Raw genomic sequence first — 17,009 nt, 5'->3', positions numbered from 1 at the left:
GCTCCCTGGGTTCCAGGGAGCGGGCCGGGCCTCTGCCGTGGGCGCGCCAGGTTCGTCGCGCCGGCTCACCAACGCCTTTGCCGGTGAGGGGCGTTCGCGAGTACAGAGGGGCCCGCGGAACCTCCCTGCGGCCTTGTGGTCGAGTGCACTCCACCTCCTAGACTGACGAGCCCGACCAGCCATCGACGGAGCACCCGTATGCGCTATCGAGTACTCGGCAAGACCGGCATCGAGGTCAGCACCCACTGCCTCGGCACGATGATGTTCGGCACCATCGGCAACCCCGACCACGAGGACAGCGCGCGCGTCATCAACACCGCGCTCGACGCCGGCATCAACTTCGTGGACACCGCGGACATGTATTCGGCCGGGGAGAGCGAGCAGATCGTCGGCAAGGCCCTCAAGGGCAGGCGCGACGACGTCGTACTGGCGACGAAGGTGCACTTCCCGCTGGGCCAAGGACGCAACCGCAGCGGCAACTCGCGCCGCTGGATCCTCACGGCCGTCGAGAACAGTCTGCGGCGCCTGGGCACGGACTGGATCGACCTCTACCAGGTGCACCGCCCCGACCACACCACCGACATCGAGGAGACTCTGTCCGTCCTCGGCGACCTGGTGAGGGCGGGCAAGATCCGCGCGTTCGGCTGCTCCACGTTTCCCGCCGAGGACCTCGTCGAGGCTCACCATGTGGCCGAGCGGCGGGGCCTGATGCGTCCGCGCACGGAGCAGCCGCCGTACTCGATCCTCGCGCGCGGCGTCGAACGGTCCGTGCTGCCCACCGCCCGGCGCCTGGGCATGGGCGTGCTGACCTGGTCACCGCTGGCTTCGGGGTACATGTCCGGCGCCTACCGAGAGGGCCGGCCCGCCGATCTCACCACCGGCCGCGCCCGGCACACTCCGCACCGCTTCGACCCCGCCGTACCGGGCAACGTGGAGAAACTGGCAACGGTCGAACAACTCGCTCTGCTGGCGGAAGAGTTGGGATGCACCCTGCCGGAGCTGGCGGTGGCCTTCCCGTTGGTGCACCCGGCCGTCACGTCGGTCATCATCGGTCCGCGCACCATGGACCAGCTCACCTCGCTGCTCAAGGGAGCCGACCTCGTGCTCGACGACGCGACTCTCGACCGGATCGACGAGATCGTGGCACCGGGCACCGACCTCTATCGCGCGGACGGCGTCTGGCAACCGCAGTCCCTCACCGAGAAGGCGCACCGCAGGCGCCCCGCCGGGGAACGCGCAGCGGCCGGCTGAGCCTGCGGTCGGGGTCAGCGACTGAGGGGCAGCCGGCCCGGACGTACCGGCCGGCACCGGCTGCCCGTTGCCGGACCGCGCCGGACAAGGACCCTGGGCCCGGATCTCGTCCGGGCCCAGGGTCCTCGCGTTCGGTTCCCGCCCCCTGTGCCGAAGCCGATGCCGGCCCGCTCCGATCATGGCCGACGGCGCCTTCGGCCAAACGGCTCAGCGACCCCGCAGCGAGCGGTACGTCGCCACGAGCGCGGCGGTGGAGCTGTCCAGCTGCTCCCCGCCGGCGCCCTCGGTCAGCACCGGTTCGATCTTCTTGGCCAGGACCTTGCCGAGCTCGACGCCCCACTGGTCGAAGGAGTCGATGTTCCAGACCGCGCCCTGGACGAACACCTTGTGCTCGTACAGCGCGATCAGCTGGCCGAGCACCGACGGTGTGAGCCGCTCGGCGAGGACGGTGGTCGTCGGGTGGTTACCGCGGAACGTCTTGTGCGGCACGAGCTCCTCGGGCACACCCTCCGCGCGGACCTCCTCGGGCGTCTTGCCGAAGGCGAGCGCCTGGGTCTGGGCGAAGAAGTTGGCCATGAGCAGGTCGTGCTGGGCGATCAGCCCGGGCAGCAGGTCCTGGACCGGCGACGCGAAGCCGATGAAGTCGGCCGGGATGATCTTCGTGCCCTGATGGATCAACTGGTAGTAGGCGTGCTGCCCGTTGGTGCCGGGGGTACCCCAGACGACCGGGCCGGTCTGCCACTCGACCGGATTGCCGTCCCGGTCCACGGACTTGCCGTTGGACTCCATGTCCAGCTGCTGCAGGTACGCCGTGAACTTGGACAGGTAGTGGCTGTAAGGCAGGACCGCGTGCGCCTGGGCGTCGAAGAACTGGCCGTACCAGACACCCAGGAGCCCCAGCAGCAGCGGAGCGTTCTCCTCGGCCGGAGCGGTGCGGAAGTGCTCGTCGACGAGGTGGAAGCCGTCGAGCATCTCGCGGAACCGCTCGGGTCCGATGGCGATCATCAGCGAGAGGCCGATCGCCGAGTCAAAGGAGTAGCGTCCGCCGACCCAGTCCCAGAACTCGAACATGTTGGCCGTGTCGATGCCGAAGTCCGTGACCTTGTCCGCATTGGTGGACAGCGCCACGAAGTGCTTGGCGACGGCTTCCTGACCCGCCTTCAGCCCGGTGAGCAGCCAGTCGCGCGCCGAGGTGGCGTTCGTGATGGTCTCGATCGTGGTGAAGGTCTTGGACGCGACGATGAACAGCGTCTCGGCCGGGTCGAGGTCGTGGACGGCCTCGTGGAGATCGGCGCCGTCGACGTTCGACACGAAGCGGACGGTGAGCGAGCGGTCCGTGAAGGAGCGCAGCACCTCGTAGGCCATGGCCGGGCCGAGGTCGGAGCCCCCGATGCCGATGTTCACGATGTTCTTGACCGGCTTGCCGGTGTGACCGGTCCACTCGCCGGCCCTGACCCGGTCGGCGAACTCCGCCATCCTGTCCAGCACGGCGTGCACGGCCGGGACCACGTTCTCGCCGTCGACCTCGATCACGGCGCCGCGCGGGGCGCGGAGCGCGGTGTGGAGGACCGCACGGTCCTCGGTGGTGTTGATCTTCTCGCCGCGGAACATGGCGTCCCGGAGCTCGGCCACTCCCGTGGCGGCGGCGAGGTCACGCAGCAGACGCAGCGTCTCGTCGTTCACCAGGTGCTTGGAGTAGTCGATGTGCAGGTCGCCGACCCTGAGGGTGTACGCCGTCCCGCGGTCCGGCGCCTGCGCGAACAGCCGGCGCAGATGCGTGTCGCCGAACTCCTCACGGTGCTTGCCGAGCGCCACCCATTCGGGCAGCTGACTGAGCTTGGTTCGGCCTTGTGCGTTCATCCCGGAAATCGCCCACTTCTTCTCGTGCCTGCACCTTCCCCGCTGCATCTCCAACCTAATTGATCTGGAGGTTATGCCCGAGCAGCGGCAGGCTGGAGAGCGACACAAGCACTCCGGCCGGGCACCCAGGGGGTGACCGGTCGGTGAACAACTTCTAGAGCCGCGACCGGCAATGTTTGCGCGACGGGGCAAAGCTTGCCGGGAGGGGCACTAGATCTCGCCGCGGAGTTTCGCGAGGGCTTCAGCGAGGATGGCTTCGCCGTCCGCGTCGCTGCGCCGTTCCCGCACGTACGCAAGATGCGTCTTGTACGGCTCGGTGCGCGGCGGGGCCGGCGGGCTGTCCCTGTCCTGTCCGGCCGGGAAGCCACAGCGCGGGCAGTCCCAGGTCTCCGGTACCTGCGCGTCATGGGCGAAGCTGGGCTGCGTCTCGTGCCCGTTCGAGCACCAGAAGGAGATGCGCAGGCGCGGCGCGGACTCGCCTCGCTCGGCCTCCCCCATCGGCCCCGCTCCGACCCGGCTTCCCCGGATCGCGTTGCCACTTGCCACGGTCGTAACTCCCTGCGTGATGGTGCTCGAAGATGCCCCAGTCTACGTAAGGCCCAACGCGCGTCCAGTGAAAGGAGTTACACCCTCACCGGGATTCGCCGACGACGGGTCAGCTGTCCAGCTTGATCAGCAGCGCAAGGACGACAATGCACGCGAACCAGGCCAGACCAATCACAACGGTGATGCGGTCGAGGTTTCGCTCGGCGACGGACGAGCCACCGACGGAGGACTGCATTCCGCCACCGAACATGTCGGAGAGGCCGCCACCCTTGCCCTTGTGCATCAGCACCAGCAGCATCAGCAGCAGGCTGAAGACGATCAGGGCGATCTCGAACGCCAAAATCACGGCTGGTCCCTACTTTCCGGAATTCCATAGGACTGCTTGTACGAACAGCGGGGGCCGGGGGTATACCCCCCTCGGCCCCCGCAAGGGTACGACGGATCCGCTCCACCGCATACTCACAGGTGGCGGAAGCGGACGATCCTACTGGTCGCGGAAGCGGACGATCTTGACGAACTCGTCGGCGTCCAGAGCGGCACCACCGATGAGGGCGCCGTCCACGTCGGGCTGCGCCATGATGGCCGCGACGTTTCCGGACTTCACCGAGCCGCCGTACTGGATGCGGACGGCGTCGGCCAGCTCCTGCGAGTAGAGCTCGGCGAGCCGGCGGCGGATCGCTCCGCAGACCTCCTGGGCGTCCTCGGGGGTGGCGACCTCGCCGGTCCCGATGGCCCAGACCGGCTCGTAGGCGATCACGATGGACTCGGCCTGCTCGGCCGGGATGTCCTCGAGGGCGCCGTCGAGCTGGGCCAGCGTGTAGGGGACCTGGTCACCGGCCTTGCGGATGTCCAGGCCCTCGCCGACGCAGAGGATCGGGGTCAGGCCGTGCTTGTACGCGGCCTTCACCTTGGCGTTGCAGACCGCGTCGTCCTCACCGTGGTACTGGCGCCGCTCACTGTGGCCGACGGCCACGAACGTGCACTTCAGCTTGGCGAGCATGGAACCGGAGATCTCGCCGGTGTACGCGCCGGAGTCGTGGGCCGAGAGGTCCTGGGCGCCGTACTTGATCTTCAGCTTGTCGCCGTCGATCAGCGTCTGCACCGAACGCAGGTCGGTGAAGGGCGGCAGGACGGCGACCTCGACCGCGTCGTAGTCCTTGTCGGCCAGGGCGAAGGCGAGCTTCTGGACGTGCGCGATGGCCTCGAGGTGGTTGAGGTTCATCTTCCAGTTGCCCGCCATGAGCGGGATGCGTCCTTGTGTGGAAGCAGTCATTGAGGGTCAGTCCTCCAGTGCGGCGAGGCCGGGAAGCGTCTTGCCCTCGAGGTATTCGAGGCTGGCACCGCCACCGGTCGAGATGTGTCCGAACGCGTTTTCGTCGAAGCCCAGGATGCGTACGGCGGCCGCGGAGTCCCCTCCGCCGACCACGCTGAAGGCCGGGGAGTCGACGAGCGCCTGCGCGAGGGCTCGTGTGCCTTCGGCGTAGTCGGGGTGCTCGAAGACGCCCATGGGGCCGTTCCAGAAGACGGTGGCCGCGTCGGCGAGCTTCGTCGCGTACAGCTTGCGGGTCTCGGGCCCGATGTCCAGGCCCTCCTGGTCGGCCGGGATGGCGTCGGCGGCGACCGTGGTGGGGTTGGCCGGGGCCTTCGTCTTCAGGTCCGGGAACTCGCGCGCGACCAGGACGTCGACGGGGAGAACGAACTCCACACCGAGCTCCTCGGCCCGCTTGAGGTAACCCTGGACGGCCGGGACCTGGTCCTCCTGGAGCAGCGAGATGCCGACCTCGTAGCCCTTGGCCTTGAGGAAGGTGTACGCCATGCCGCCGCCGATGAGGATGCGGTCGGCCTTCTCCAGCAGGTGGTCGATGACGCCGAGCTTGTCGGAGACCTTGGCACCGCCGAGGACCACGGCGTACGGGCGCGCGACGTCCTCGGTGAGCTTCTTCAGGACACCGACCTCGGTGGCGATCAGGCCGCCGGCCGCGTGGGGCAGACGGGACGGGAGGTCGTAGACCGAGGCGTGCTTGCGGTGCACGGCGCCGAAGCCGTCGCCGACGTAGACGTCGGCGAGCTCGGCGAGCCGGTCCGCGAAGGCGCCGCGCTCGGCGTCGTCCTTGGAGGTCTCACCGGCGTTGAAGCGAAGGTTCTCGATGACGGCGACCTGGCCGTCGGCGAGACCGGCGACCGTGGAGCGGGCGGACTCCCCCACGGTGTCGGTCGCGAAGGCGACCTCGGCCCCGAGCAGTTCCCCCAGGCGCGCGGCTGCGGGCGCCAGCGAGAAGGCCGGGTCCGGGGCACCCTTGGGGCGGCCGAGGTGCGAGGCGACGACGACGCGTGCGCCGGCTTCGGCGAGCCGGGCGACCGTCGGCCGGACGGCGCGGATGCGGCCGTCGTCGGTGATCGTGGTGCCGTCCAGCGGCACGTTGAGGTCGGCGCGGACGAATACCCGCTTGCCCGCGACCCCTTCGTCGAGAAGTTCGTCGATCGTCTTCATCTGTTAGCGGTACTCCTTGGAAGGACGGATGAGCACGCAAGGGGCTCGGACGGCGCCACGTCGCGCCGTCCGAGCCCCTTACTCACATCGAAATGCCTGCCGATCCGAGGATCAGAGCTGGCCGCCGACGAAGACGGTCAGGTCGACGAGGCGGTTGGAGTAACCCCACTCGTTGTCGTACCAGCCGAGGATCTTAACCGAGTTGCCTTCCTGGACCATCGTCAGGGAGGAGTCGAAGGTGCAGGACGACGGGTCACCGACGATGTCCGAGGACACGATCGGGTCCTCGGTGTAGGTCAGGAAGCCCTTGAGGTCGCCGTCGTCGGACGCCTTCTTGAACGCGGCGTTGACCTCGTCCTTGGTGACCTCGCGCTTCAGGGTCACGACGAGGTCGGTGGCGGAACCGGTCGGTACCGGGACGCGCATCGCGATGCCGTCGAGCTTGCCCTTGAGCTGCGGGAGGACCAGGGCGGTCGCCTTGGCGGCGCCCGTCGTGGTCGGGATGATGTTCTCGGCGGCGGCGCGGGCGCGACGCAGGTCCGAGTGCGGGAAGTCCAGGATGCGCTGGTCGTTCGTGTACGCGTGGACCGTCGTCATCAGGCCCTTGACGATCCCGAAGTTCTCGTCGAGGACCTTGGCCATCGGCGCCACACAGTTGGTGGTGCAGGAGGCGTTGGAGATGACGTGGTGGTTGACCGCGTCGTACTTGTCCTGGTTGACGCCCATCACGATGGTGATGTCCTCGTCCTTGGCCGGAGCCGAGATGAGGACCTTCTTGGCGCCACCCGCGATGTGCTTCTCGGCGTCGGCCTTCTTGGTGAAGATGCCGGTCGACTCGATGACGACGTCGACACCCAGCTCACCCCAGGGGATGTCGGCCGGGTTGCGCTCGGAGAGCACCTTGATGGTGTGGCCGTCGACGGTGATGGTGTCGGCGGTGTGGCTGACCTCTGCCTTGAGCCGACCCAGAATGGTGTCGTACTTCAGCAGGTGGGCAGTGGTCGCAGTGTCACCCAGGTCGTTGACAGCCACGATCTCGATGTCCGCACCCTGCTCCAGCAGCGCGCGGAAGTAGTTACGACCGATGCGGCCAAAGCCGTTGATGCCTACGCGGATCGTCACGAACCGATCTCCTCGTTAGGAACGCCGGTTTCGATGCCGGCGAGTTTTATTAGGGATGTCCCCGACCGCCTCCGACCCTACCTCCCCCAAGGCCCGGGAGTGACATCGAGCGGGACGGTCCGGAGAGGGAGTTACCTACTCTCCGGTAGGAGCACACAACTCCGGTTCCGGACCGGCCTCGGCCGCGGACTCGGCGGACCCGGCGATCACCAAGCGTCAACACACCCTCCCGGCCGCTCCCTTGCGATGCGGGCACGCCAAGCTGCACACACCGTCACGCCGTCACCGGGAGTCACCGGACCGGGTCGGGCCCAGGTAAACGCCGTCTGCGGCACCCCGTTCGGCAATGCCACCGCGGGGCATGTTTTTTCGCCGCACACGGATTCGATCCCGCTCAGCGCGCTCAATTGTGCGGAGGGGATCTCAATGGATGAATTCAGGGCCGTCGCACCCTTTCGGCGTGCACGGACGGCAGAACCGCCGGATCTTATCCGCTCATTCTCGCGGGGCGGCGCTCAATCGATGAGCTGCAGCCTTTCGGCCAATTCCGCTCGGGGTTTCGAAGCGGGGCGGCAGACCGGCTCCGGGCGCGGCCGTCGGCGGCTTGCGCAGGTGCTCGTGCCTGTGCGAGACGGCCCGCCGCACCGGGGGCGGGCCGCCATGCGGTCGCCCGCCGCTGCGGGGCGGGCGTCGTGTCGCAGCTCTCAGCCGACGAGCCCGTCGGCCATCTCCTCGCTGAGCGTCGCCTCCGTGCCGGGGATGCCGATGTCCTGGGCCCGCTTGTCGGCCATCGCGAGCAGGCGCCGGATCCGGCCCGCCACCGCGTCCTTGGTCAGCGGCGGGTCGGCGAGCGCGCCCAGCTCCTCCAGAGAGGCCTGCTTGTGCTCCATGCGCAGCCGGCCGGCCGCCGCGAGGTGCTCCGGAACCTCCTCGCCCAGGATCTCCAGCGCGCGCCCCACCCGGGCTCCCGCGGCCACTGCGGCGCGGGCCGAGCGGCGGAGGTTGGCGTCGTCGAAGTTGGCGAGCCGGTTGGCCGTGGCGCGCACCTCGCGCCGCATGCGGCGCTCCTCCCACGCCAGCACGGACTCATGCGCGCCGAGCCGGGTCAGCAGCGCGCCGATCGCATCGCCGTCGCGGACGACGACACGGTCCACGCCGCGCACCTCACGGGCCTTGGCCGCGATGGAGAGCCTGCGTGCGGCCCCGACCAGGGCGAGCGCGGCCTCGGGACCGGGGCAGGTGACCTCGAGCGAGGAGGAGCGGCCGGGCTCCGTCAGCGAGCCGTGGGCTAGGAAGGCGCCGCGCCAGGCCGCCTCGGCGTCGCAGGTGGCCCCCGAGACCACCTGCGGCGGGAGGCCGCGGATAGGACGGCCGCGGCCGTCCACCAGTCCGGTCTGGCGCGCCAGCTGGTCACCGCCGGCCACCACCCGCACCACGTAGCGCGAGCCGCGGCGCAGTCCGCCAGGAGCCATCACGATGAGCTCCGAGCTGTGCCCGAAGATCTCCAGGATGTCCCGCTTGAGCCGCCGGGCCGCCATCGCGGTGTCCAGCTCGGCCTCGATCACAATCCGGCCGCTCACCAGGTGCAGCCCGCCCGCGAACCGGAGAATCGCCGAGACCTCTGCCTTTCTGCAGCAGGTCCGGGTCACGGGAAGCCGAGAGATTTCGTCCTTCACCGCTGGCGTCATCGCCATGGGCCGATCCTTCCATGCATCCGAAAAATACGGTCGTACGCGGCGGCCAACAGCTCCGGATCGTGAATCGGAACGCCGTCGGGTGAGGCCACGGGGGCCAGCTCGACCGCGGCTCCGAGCCGCAGGGCGGCATCGGCGAGGGACTCGCGGTCGGGCACGGCGGCCTCGTCGGCCAGCACCACGTTCATGGCGAGTTTAGGGGCGTGTCGTCCCAAAACCTCCAAATGACGCTGCGGTGAGAAGCCTTCTGTTTCACCGGGCTGCGGCGCGAGGTTCAGCGAGAGGACCTTACGCGCCTTCGTGGTCACCAGCGCGTCGAGCAGTTCGGGCACCAGGAGGTGCGGAATCACGGAGGAGAACCAGGACCCCGGCCCCAGTACCACCCAGTCCGCGTCGAGGACCGCGGCAACCGCTTCGGGGACCGCCGGAGGGTCGGCGGGAACCACGTGGACGGACTGCACCTCGCCCGGCGTCAGCGCCACAGTCGCCTGGCCGCGTACGGTGGAGACGTCGTCGGGCCACGCCGGATCGTGTCCGCGCACCAGCGCCTGGAGCTCCAGGGGGACGGCGGACATCGGCAGCACCCGGCCGTGCGCTCCGAGCAGCTTGCCGACGAGGTCGAGGGCCTGGACGTGGTCGCCCAGCTGTTCCCAGAGGGCGACGATGAGCAGATTGCCCACCGCGTGTTCGTGCAGGTCGCCCTTGGACTCGAAGCGGTGCTGGATGACCTGGGACCACGTACGGCCCCACTCGTCGTCGCCGCAGAGCGCCGCGAGCGCCTTGCGCAGGTCACCGGGCGGCAGCACACCGAGCTCCTCCCGGAGCCGGCCGCTGGAGCCGCCGTCGTCGGCGACGGTGACCACGGCCGTGAGGTCACCGGTGATCCGGCGCAGTGCCGTGAGCGACGCCGACAGCCCCATGCCTCCGCCCAGGGCGACGACCTTGGGCTGCGCGCCCCGCTTGCGCCCGGAGAGGGCTGCCGTGGCCCTGCTCAGACGCCGCTGACGCAGATTGCGACTGGTCACTCGCGCCCCATGTCCCGGTGGACGAGGACGGTCTCGATGCCTTCGGTGGACAGCCGGGCGGCCAGCTTCTCCGACATCGCCACGGAGCGGTGCTTGCCGCCCGTGCAGCCCACGGCGATGGTCACGTAGCGCTTGCCCTCACGGCGGTAGCCGGCGGCGATGAGCTGCAGGAGCTCCGTGTACTGGTTGAGGAACTCCTTGGCGCCGGGCTGGTCGAAGACGTAGTCGGACACCTCCTCGTTGAGCCCGGTGAAGGGACGCAGCTCCGGTACCCAGTGCGGGTTCGGCAGGAAGCGGCAGTCGACGACGAGGTCGGCGTCGACGGGCAGGCCGTACTTGAAGCCGAACGACATCACCGTCGCGCGCAGCTCCGGCTCCTCGTCGCCGGCGAACTGGGCGTCCATCTTGGCGCGCAGCTCGTGCACGTTGAGGCTGGAGGTGTCGATGACGAGGTCGGCGTCACCCCGCAGCTCGCGCAGCAGGTCCCGCTCGGCCGCGATGCCGTCGACGATGCGGCCGTCGCCCTGCAGCGGGTGGGGGCGGCGCACGGATTCGAACCGGCGCACGAGGGCGTCGTCGGAGGACTCCAGGAAGACGATCCGCCGGGTGACGCTCTTGGCGGCCAGGTCCGCGAGGGACTCCCGGAGGTTGTCGAAGAAGCGGCGTCCCCGGACGTCGACGACGACGGCGATGCGGGCGACGTTGCCCTGGGAGCGGGCGCCGAGTTCCACCATGGTGGGGATCAGCGCGGGCGGCAGGTTGTCTACGACGAACCAGCCCAGGTCCTCCAGACACTTGGCGGCGGTACTGCGCCCGGCGCCCGACATACCGGAGATGATGACCAGCTCCGGGATGACGGGCGTGGTGGCCTCGGCCGTCTCCGTGGTGCTTCCGCTTCCCGTACTCACGTGTACCGCTCCGTCTGCTCGGTCGCCTTCGTCCTGGCGTTCATGCGCGTGCTCGTTCATGTCGTGCTGCCCCCGTCGTCCTCTTCAATGATCTCTCCTGTGGCGGTGTTCACGGCGGGTGCGGCCGGAGCGGCGGCGGCGAGGGCGGCGGCAACCGACTCCGCCGTCCTGCGCCCTATCCCCGGGACCTCGCAGATCTCGTCGATTGTGGCCTGCCGCAGCCGCTTCACGGAGCCGAAGTACTTGATCAGCGCCTGCTTGCGGGTCTCGCCGAGCCCGGCGACGTCGTCGAGCGGACTGGTGCGGATGCGCTTGGCCCGCTTGGCCCGCTGGTAGGTGATGGCGAAGCGGTGGGCCTCGTCCCGGATGCGCTGGAGGAGGTAGAGGCCCTCACTGGAGCGGGGCAGCACCACCGGGTCGTCGTCCGGCAGCCAGACCTCTTCCAGGCGCTTGGCGAGACCGCACACGGCGATGTCGTCGATGCCCAGCTCGTCCAGCGCCCGCTTCGCGGCCGCGACCTGGGGCTGCCCACCGTCGACGACGACGAGTTGCGGCGGGTAGGCGAAGCGCTTGGGCCGCCCGTCGTCCTCGCGGGGCTCCTCCCTCGACGGCGTCCCCGCGGCCGGGGCCGGGCCGACCGGGCCCGGGACGGTCGAGTCCGCCCCGGTGGGGTCCGTGGGGCTGTCGGTGCCGGTCAGGCCCGCTCCGGACGCCTCGCCCTGCTCACGGGACCCGGGCGCCGCCTCCCCGGGGGCCGGGGCAGGGCCCGTGGGCGCCGGGGTCTCCTCCCACTCCCCCGTCCGCTCCCTCTCCTGGAGGTACCGCTTGAAGCGGCGGCCGATGACCTCGTGCATCGACCGGACGTCGTCCTGGCCCTCGAAGCCCTTGATCTGGAAGCGGCGGTACTCGCTCTTGCGTGCGAGGCCGTCCTCGAACACGACCATGGACGCGACGACGTCGTCGCCCTGCAGGTGCGAGATGTCGAAGCACTCGATGCGCAGCGGCACGGTGTCGAGACCGAGGGCCTCCGCGATCTCCTCCAGTGCGCGGGAGCGGGTCGTGAGGTCGGAGGCGCGCCTGGTCTTGTGCAGCCCCAGAGCCTGCTGGGCATTGCGCTGGACCGTGCCCATCAGGTCCTTCTTGTCGCCCCGCTGCGGGATGCGCAGGCTGACCTGGGAGCCGCGACGGCCGGCGAGCCACTGGGAGACGGCGTCCGGGTCCTCCGGGAGCGCCGGGACGAGCACCTCCTTGGGTACGGAGTCGCCCGACTCCTCGCCGTACAACTGCTGCAGCGCGTGCTCGACCAGGCCGGCGGTGTCGACCGCCTCGACCTTGTCGGTGACCCAGCCGCGCTGTCCACGGACCCGGCCACCCCGGACGTGGAAGATCTGCACCGCCGCTTCGAGCTCGTCTTCCGCGACGGCGATCAGGTCCGCGTCGGTGGCGTCGGCAAGGACCACGGCGCTCTTCTCCATGGCCCGCTTCAGCGCTCCCGCGTCGTCGCGCAGCCGGGCCGCCCGCTCGTACTCCATGTCCTCGGCCGCCTGCACCATGTCCTTCTCCAGGCGGCGGATGTACGTCCCGGTGCGGCCCGCCATGAAGTCGCAGAAGTCCTCGGCCAGTTCCCTGTGCTCCTCCGGGGTGACGCGGCCGACGCACGGTGCGGAGCACTTGCCGATGTATCCGAGGAGACAGGGCCGGCCCGTGCGCTCGGCGTTCTTGAACACCCCGGCGGAACACGTCCTCACGGGGAAGACCCGGAGCATCAGGTCGACGGTCTCGCGGATCGCCCATGCGTGCCCGTACGGACCGAAGTAGCGGACGCCCTTCTTCTTGGCACCGCGCATGACCTGGACGCGCGGGAACTCCTCGTTGAGCGTGACGGCGAGGTAGGGATAGCTCTTGTCGTCCCGGTACTTGACGTTGAACCGGGGGTCGAACTCCTTGATCCAGGTGTACTCCAGCTGCAGCGCCTCCACCTCGGTGGAGACCACGGTCCACTCGACGGATGCGGCCGTGGTGACCATCGTGCGGGTACGCGGATGCAGGCCGGCCAGGTCCTGGAAGTAGTTGGCCAGGCGCTGGCGCAGGTTCTTGGCCTTGCCGACGTAGATCACCCGGCGGTGATCGTCGCGGAACTTGTAGACCCCCGGGGAGTCGGGGATCTGTCCCGGCTTGGGGCGGTAGCTGGAGGGGTCTGCCATGTCTCACACCCTACTTGCGGGCGGTGACACAGCGGCGTTTCCGTGACACCGGTGACCGGTGGCACGCGTACCCGGCCGCAATTGCGCGGCCCTTGCGGGCGTCAGTCGTCACGCGGGCGGCCGCAGGCTCAGTGCGCCCGTCGGACGGCGGGACGCCGTCGGGCCGCGAGGCCCCCTGAGTCCACCGGCTCCCGGTCAGGCGTCGGGGCCCGCGACGAGCCGTCCGCCCTCGACCTTCACCGGGACCGCGGGCAGCGGCACGGTGGCAGGACCCTGTACGGCCTTGCCGGTGGTGACGTCGAAGCGGCTGCCGTGGCAGGGGCAGTTGCCCACGTTGTCCTCGACCTTGTCCAGCAGGCAGCCCGCGTGGGTGCACTGCGCGCTGAACGCCTTGTACTGACCGGCGGCGGGGCAGCTCACGACGACCCGCTGTTCCCGGTAGAGCTTCGATCCGCCGACCGGAACCTCGTCCGGGGCACCGAGTTCCACGGGCGCGGTGGGCGTCGGCGTCTGCGCGTGACCGAGCTTCGACTCGGTCGAGCAGGCGGCCACTCCCAGCCCTGCGACGCCGGCGAGCGCGGCGCCCTTCAGCACGGTACGGCGGGCGGCGGGCAGGCCGGACATGCGGTCTCCACGGGTCGGGGGGACAGAGGGCCGCCGTGTCCGTCCGGGGGCACGGACACGGGTCGCGCCCGAGGGCATGGGCGACAGACCCGACGATACCGGCGGAGAACGACGGCCTTCCCACCGGCCCCACCGGCCCTCGCCGCCCCCCGGACGCGGCACGGCCCCCGGCACCGCGGGGCCGCCCCCTCGGCGCCGGGGGCCGCCCCCGCGCGTGCGGTGTCAGGCCTTCCGCGCGCGGGTGGCCTTCTTCGCGGCGGGCTTGCCGGCCGCCGTCTTCGCGGTCGTCCTCGCCGTGGCCGTGCGTCGGGCGGAGGTCGCCTTCGCGGCCACCGCCTTCTTCGCGGCCGCCCTGCCGGCCGGCTTACGGGCGCCCGGCACCGTGGCGTCGGCGACCCGGTCCGCGCCGAGGACCTCCTGGAGGAACTTCCCGGTGTGGCTGGCGGGCACCGCGGCGACGTGCTCCGGGGTGCCCTCGGCGACGACGAGGCCTCCGCCGTTGCCGCCCTCGGGCCCCATGTCGACGACCCAGTCGGCGGTCTTGATGACATCGAGGTTGTGCTCGATGACGATCACCGTGTTGCCCTTGTCGACCAGGCCCGACAGCACCGAGATGAGCTTGCTGATGTCCTCGAAGTGCAGACCGGTCGTCGGCTCGTCCAGGACGTAGACCGTGCGGCCGGTGGAGCGCTTCTGCAGCTCGCTCGCCAGCTTCACCCGCTGTGCCTCACCGCCGGACAGTGTCGGCGCGGACTGGCCGAGCCTGACGTATCCGAGGCCGACCTCGTTGAGCGTGCGCAGGTGGCGGGCGATGGTCGGGACGGCCTCGAAGAACTCCAGGCCCTCCTCGATCGGCATGTCCAGCACCTCGGCGATGGACTTGCCCTTGTAGTGGACCTCCAGCGTCTCCCGGTTGTAGCGCGCACCGTGGCAGACCTCGCACGGGACGTACACGTCGGGAAGGAAGTTCATCTCGATCTTGATCGTGCCGTCACCGGAGCAGTTCTCGCAGCGGCCGCCCTTGACGTTGAAGGAGAAGCGCCCCGGCAGATAGCCGCGGACCTTCGCCTCCATCGTCTCGGCGAACAGCCTGCGGACGTGGTCGAACACACCGGTGTACGTCGCCGGGTTGGACCGGGGCGTGCGGCCGATCGGCGACTGGTCCACGTGCACGACCTTGTCGACGAGGTCGTCGCCGTCGACTCGGGTGTGCCGCCCGGGGACCGACTTGGCGCCGTTGAGCTCGCGCGCCAGGTGGGTGTAGAGGATGTCGTTGACCAGGGTCGACTTGCCCGAACCGGAAACGCCGGTCACGGCCGTGAGCACGCCGAGCGGGAAGGAGACGTCGATGTCCTGGAGGTTGTTCTCCCGGGCACCGTGCACCGTGAGCCGGCGCTTCGGGTCGACCGGGCGCCGGGCGTCCGGCATCTCGATCGACCGCCGGCCGGAGAGGTACTGCCCGGTGATCGACTCCTTGTTGGCGAGGAGCTCCTCGAGCGAGCCCGAGTGGACGACCTTGCCGCCGTGCTCACCGGCGCCCGGGCCGATGTCGACGACCCAGTCGGCGACCTTGATGGTGTCCTCGTCGTGCTCGACGACGATGAGCGTGTTGCCCATGTCCCGGAGTCGGACCAGGGTCTCGATGAGCCGGTGGTTGTCGCGCTGGTGCAGCCCGATGGACGGCTCGTCCAGGACGTAGAGCACCCCGACGAGACCGGAGCCGATCTGGGTGGCGAGCCGGATGCGCTGGGCCTCGCCGCCGGACAGGGTGCCCGCGGCACGGTTCAGCGAGAGGTAGTCGAGACCGACGTCCACGAGGAACCTCAGCCGCTCGTTGACCTCCTTGAGCACCCGCTCGGCGATCTTCTTGTCGCGGGCGTTCAGCTTGAGGCGGCCGAGGAACTCGGCGCACTCGCTGATCGACATCGCGGCGACCTCGGCGATGGACTTCTCCATCACCGTGACGGCGAGCACCAGCGGCTTGAGCCGGGTGCCCTTGCACGTCGGGCAGGCCACCTCGCGCATGTAGCCCTCGAGCCGCTCCCTGCTGGAGTCGCTCTCGGCCTCGGAGTGACGCCGCTTGACGTACTGCACGGCGCCTTCGAAGCGCGGGGTGGTGTAGGCGCGCTCGCGGCCGTACCTGTTGCGGTAGCGCACCTCGGTCTGGATCTTGTGGCCGTGGAGCAGGGCCTTCTTGGCGCGCTGCGGCAGTCCGGCCCACGGGATGTCCGTGCGGAATCCGAGGGCCTCCGCCAGCGCGTTGATCTGGCGCCCGAAGTACTCCTTGGTGTGGCCGTGCGACCAGGGGTGGATCGCGCCCTCGTCGAGGGACTTGTCCTCGTCCGGGACGATCAGCTCCGGGTCCACCTCCATCCGCGTGCCGATGCCCGTGCAGTCGGGGCAGGCGCCGAAGGGGGAGTTGAAGGAGAAGGAGCGGGGCTCCAGCTCCTCGAAGGAGAGGTCGTCGTACGGGCAGTAGAGGTGCTCGGAGTACATCCGCTCACGCTCGGGGTCGTCCTGCTCGAGGTCGACGAAGTCGAGGACGACCATGCCGCCCGAGAGGCCCAGCGCGGTCTCGACGGAGTCGGTCAGCCGGCGCTTGGCGCTGTCCTTCACCGTGAGGCGGTCGATGACCACCTCGATGGTGTGCTTCTCCTGCTTCTTCAGCGTGGGCGGCTCGGACAGCTGGATCGTCTCGCCGTCCACCCGCGCCCTGCTGTAGCCCTTGGTCTGGAGGTCGGCGAAGAGGTCGACGAACTCGCCCTTGCGCTCGCGCACCAGCGGGGAGAGTACCTGGAAGCGGCTGCCCTCGGGCAGCCCCAGCACCTTGTCCACGATGGCCTGCGGAGACTGGCGCGAGATCGGCCGGTGGCACTCGGGGCAGTGCGGCTTGCCGATCCTGGCGAAGAGCAGCCGGAGGTAGTCGTAGACCTCGGTGATCGTGCCGACCGTCGAGCGCGGGTTGCGCGAGGTCGACTTCTGGTCGATGGAGACGGCCGGCGAGAGGCCTTCGATGAAGTCCACGTCCGGCTTGTCCATCTGGCCGAGGAACTGGCGCGCGTACGAGGAGAGGGACTCCACGTAGCGCCGCTGGCCCTCGGCGAAGATCGTGTCGAACGCGAGGGACGACTTGCCCGATCCGGAGAGCCCGGTGAAGACGATGAGGGAGTCACGGGGCAGATCGAGCGAGACGTTCTTCAGGTTGTGCTCGCGCGCGCCACGGACGATGAGACGGTCGGCCACGCCGGTCCGCACCTTTCTGGAGAGAAGCGGGGGAACTGAGC

The 17,009-nt window shown here is 69.7% G+C and carries 13 protein-coding genes; 1 reads left to right on the top strand and 12 read right to left on the bottom strand.

Annotation, left to right across the window (positions count from 1 at the left end; genetic code table 11):
- Positions 1 to 198: 198 nt before the first annotated feature.
- A complete protein-coding gene (locus ACFU5K_RS23485; protein WP_384064938.1) occupies positions 199 to 1,251 on the top strand; it encodes an aldo/keto reductase in 1,053 nt (350 codons plus the stop codon).
- A gap of 207 nt (positions 1,252 to 1,458) precedes the next feature.
- Here the strand turns inward: ACFU5K_RS23485 and pgi are convergent, their stop codons facing one another.
- From pgi to uvrA, 12 genes are all read right to left on the bottom strand, one after another.
- The gene (gene pgi, locus ACFU5K_RS23480; RefSeq protein WP_384064937.1) at positions 1,459 to 3,111 is read right to left on the bottom strand and encodes a glucose-6-phosphate isomerase; all 1,653 of its coding nucleotides are present in this window, start codon (positions 3,109 to 3,111) and stop codon (positions 1,459 to 1,461) included.
- A 210-nt stretch (positions 3,112 to 3,321) separates the two neighbouring features.
- Entirely contained in the window at positions 3,322 to 3,657 is a 336-nt protein-coding gene (locus ACFU5K_RS23475; protein WP_078598194.1) for an RNA polymerase-binding protein RbpA, read from the bottom strand.
- A gap of 109 nt (positions 3,658 to 3,766) precedes the next feature.
- A complete protein-coding gene (gene secG, locus ACFU5K_RS23470; RefSeq protein WP_384064934.1) occupies positions 3,767 to 4,003 on the bottom strand; it encodes a preprotein translocase subunit SecG in 237 nt (78 codons plus the stop codon).
- Positions 4,004 to 4,141: 138 nt separating this feature from the next.
- Entirely contained in the window at positions 4,142 to 4,930 is a 789-nt protein-coding gene (gene tpiA, locus ACFU5K_RS23465; protein WP_384064933.1) for a triose-phosphate isomerase, read from the bottom strand.
- 6 nt (positions 4,931 to 4,936) lie between these two features.
- Positions 4,937 to 6,148 (bottom strand): phosphoglycerate kinase, encoded by a 1,212-nt coding sequence (locus tag ACFU5K_RS23460; RefSeq protein ID WP_384064931.1) that lies wholly within the window; start codon positions 6,146 to 6,148, stop codon positions 4,937 to 4,939.
- Positions 6,149 to 6,259: 111 nt separating this feature from the next.
- Positions 6,260 to 7,270 (bottom strand): type I glyceraldehyde-3-phosphate dehydrogenase, encoded by a 1,011-nt coding sequence (gene gap, locus ACFU5K_RS23455; RefSeq protein ID WP_384064929.1) that lies wholly within the window; start codon positions 7,268 to 7,270, stop codon positions 6,260 to 6,262.
- 704 nt (positions 7,271 to 7,974) lie between these two features.
- On the bottom strand, positions 7,975 to 8,964 hold the full coding sequence (gene whiA, locus ACFU5K_RS23450) for a DNA-binding protein WhiA (RefSeq protein ID WP_327119736.1): 990 nt from the start codon (positions 8,962 to 8,964) through the stop codon (positions 7,975 to 7,977).
- Positions 8,955 to 9,989, bottom strand: coding sequence for a uridine diphosphate-N-acetylglucosamine-binding protein YvcK (gene yvcK, locus ACFU5K_RS23445; protein WP_384064926.1), 1,035 nt, complete (start codon positions 9,987 to 9,989; stop codon positions 8,955 to 8,957). The genes whiA and yvcK overlap by 10 nt, the downstream gene beginning before the upstream one ends.
- Complete coding sequence (gene rapZ / locus ACFU5K_RS23440; RefSeq protein WP_384064925.1) at positions 9,986 to 10,957, bottom strand: RNase adapter RapZ; 972 nt, start codon at positions 10,955 to 10,957, stop codon at positions 9,986 to 9,988. The genes yvcK and rapZ overlap by 4 nt, the downstream gene beginning before the upstream one ends.
- Positions 10,954 to 13,101 carry an excinuclease ABC subunit UvrC gene (gene uvrC / locus ACFU5K_RS23435; RefSeq protein ID WP_384064923.1) on the bottom strand — a complete coding sequence of 716 codons (2,148 nt, stop codon included), beginning with the start codon at positions 13,099 to 13,101 and terminating at the stop codon, positions 10,954 to 10,956. The genes rapZ and uvrC overlap by 4 nt, the downstream gene beginning before the upstream one ends.
- A gap of 195 nt (positions 13,102 to 13,296) precedes the next feature.
- Positions 13,297 to 13,725 carry a Rieske (2Fe-2S) protein gene (locus tag ACFU5K_RS23430; RefSeq protein WP_384064922.1) on the bottom strand — a complete coding sequence of 143 codons (429 nt, stop codon included), beginning with the start codon at positions 13,723 to 13,725 and terminating at the stop codon, positions 13,297 to 13,299.
- 222 nt (positions 13,726 to 13,947) lie between these two features.
- Entirely contained in the window at positions 13,948 to 16,968 is a 3,021-nt protein-coding gene (gene uvrA / locus ACFU5K_RS23425; RefSeq protein ID WP_384064921.1) for an excinuclease ABC subunit UvrA, read from the bottom strand.
- Positions 16,969 to 17,009 lie beyond the last annotated feature (41 nt).

Source organism: Streptomyces sp. NPDC057428, assembly GCF_042803195.1.
In the GTDB taxonomy this organism is placed as follows: domain Bacteria; phylum Actinomycetota; class Actinomycetes; order Streptomycetales; family Streptomycetaceae; genus Streptomyces.
This window is presented reverse-complemented; position numbering and strand designations above follow the sequence as displayed.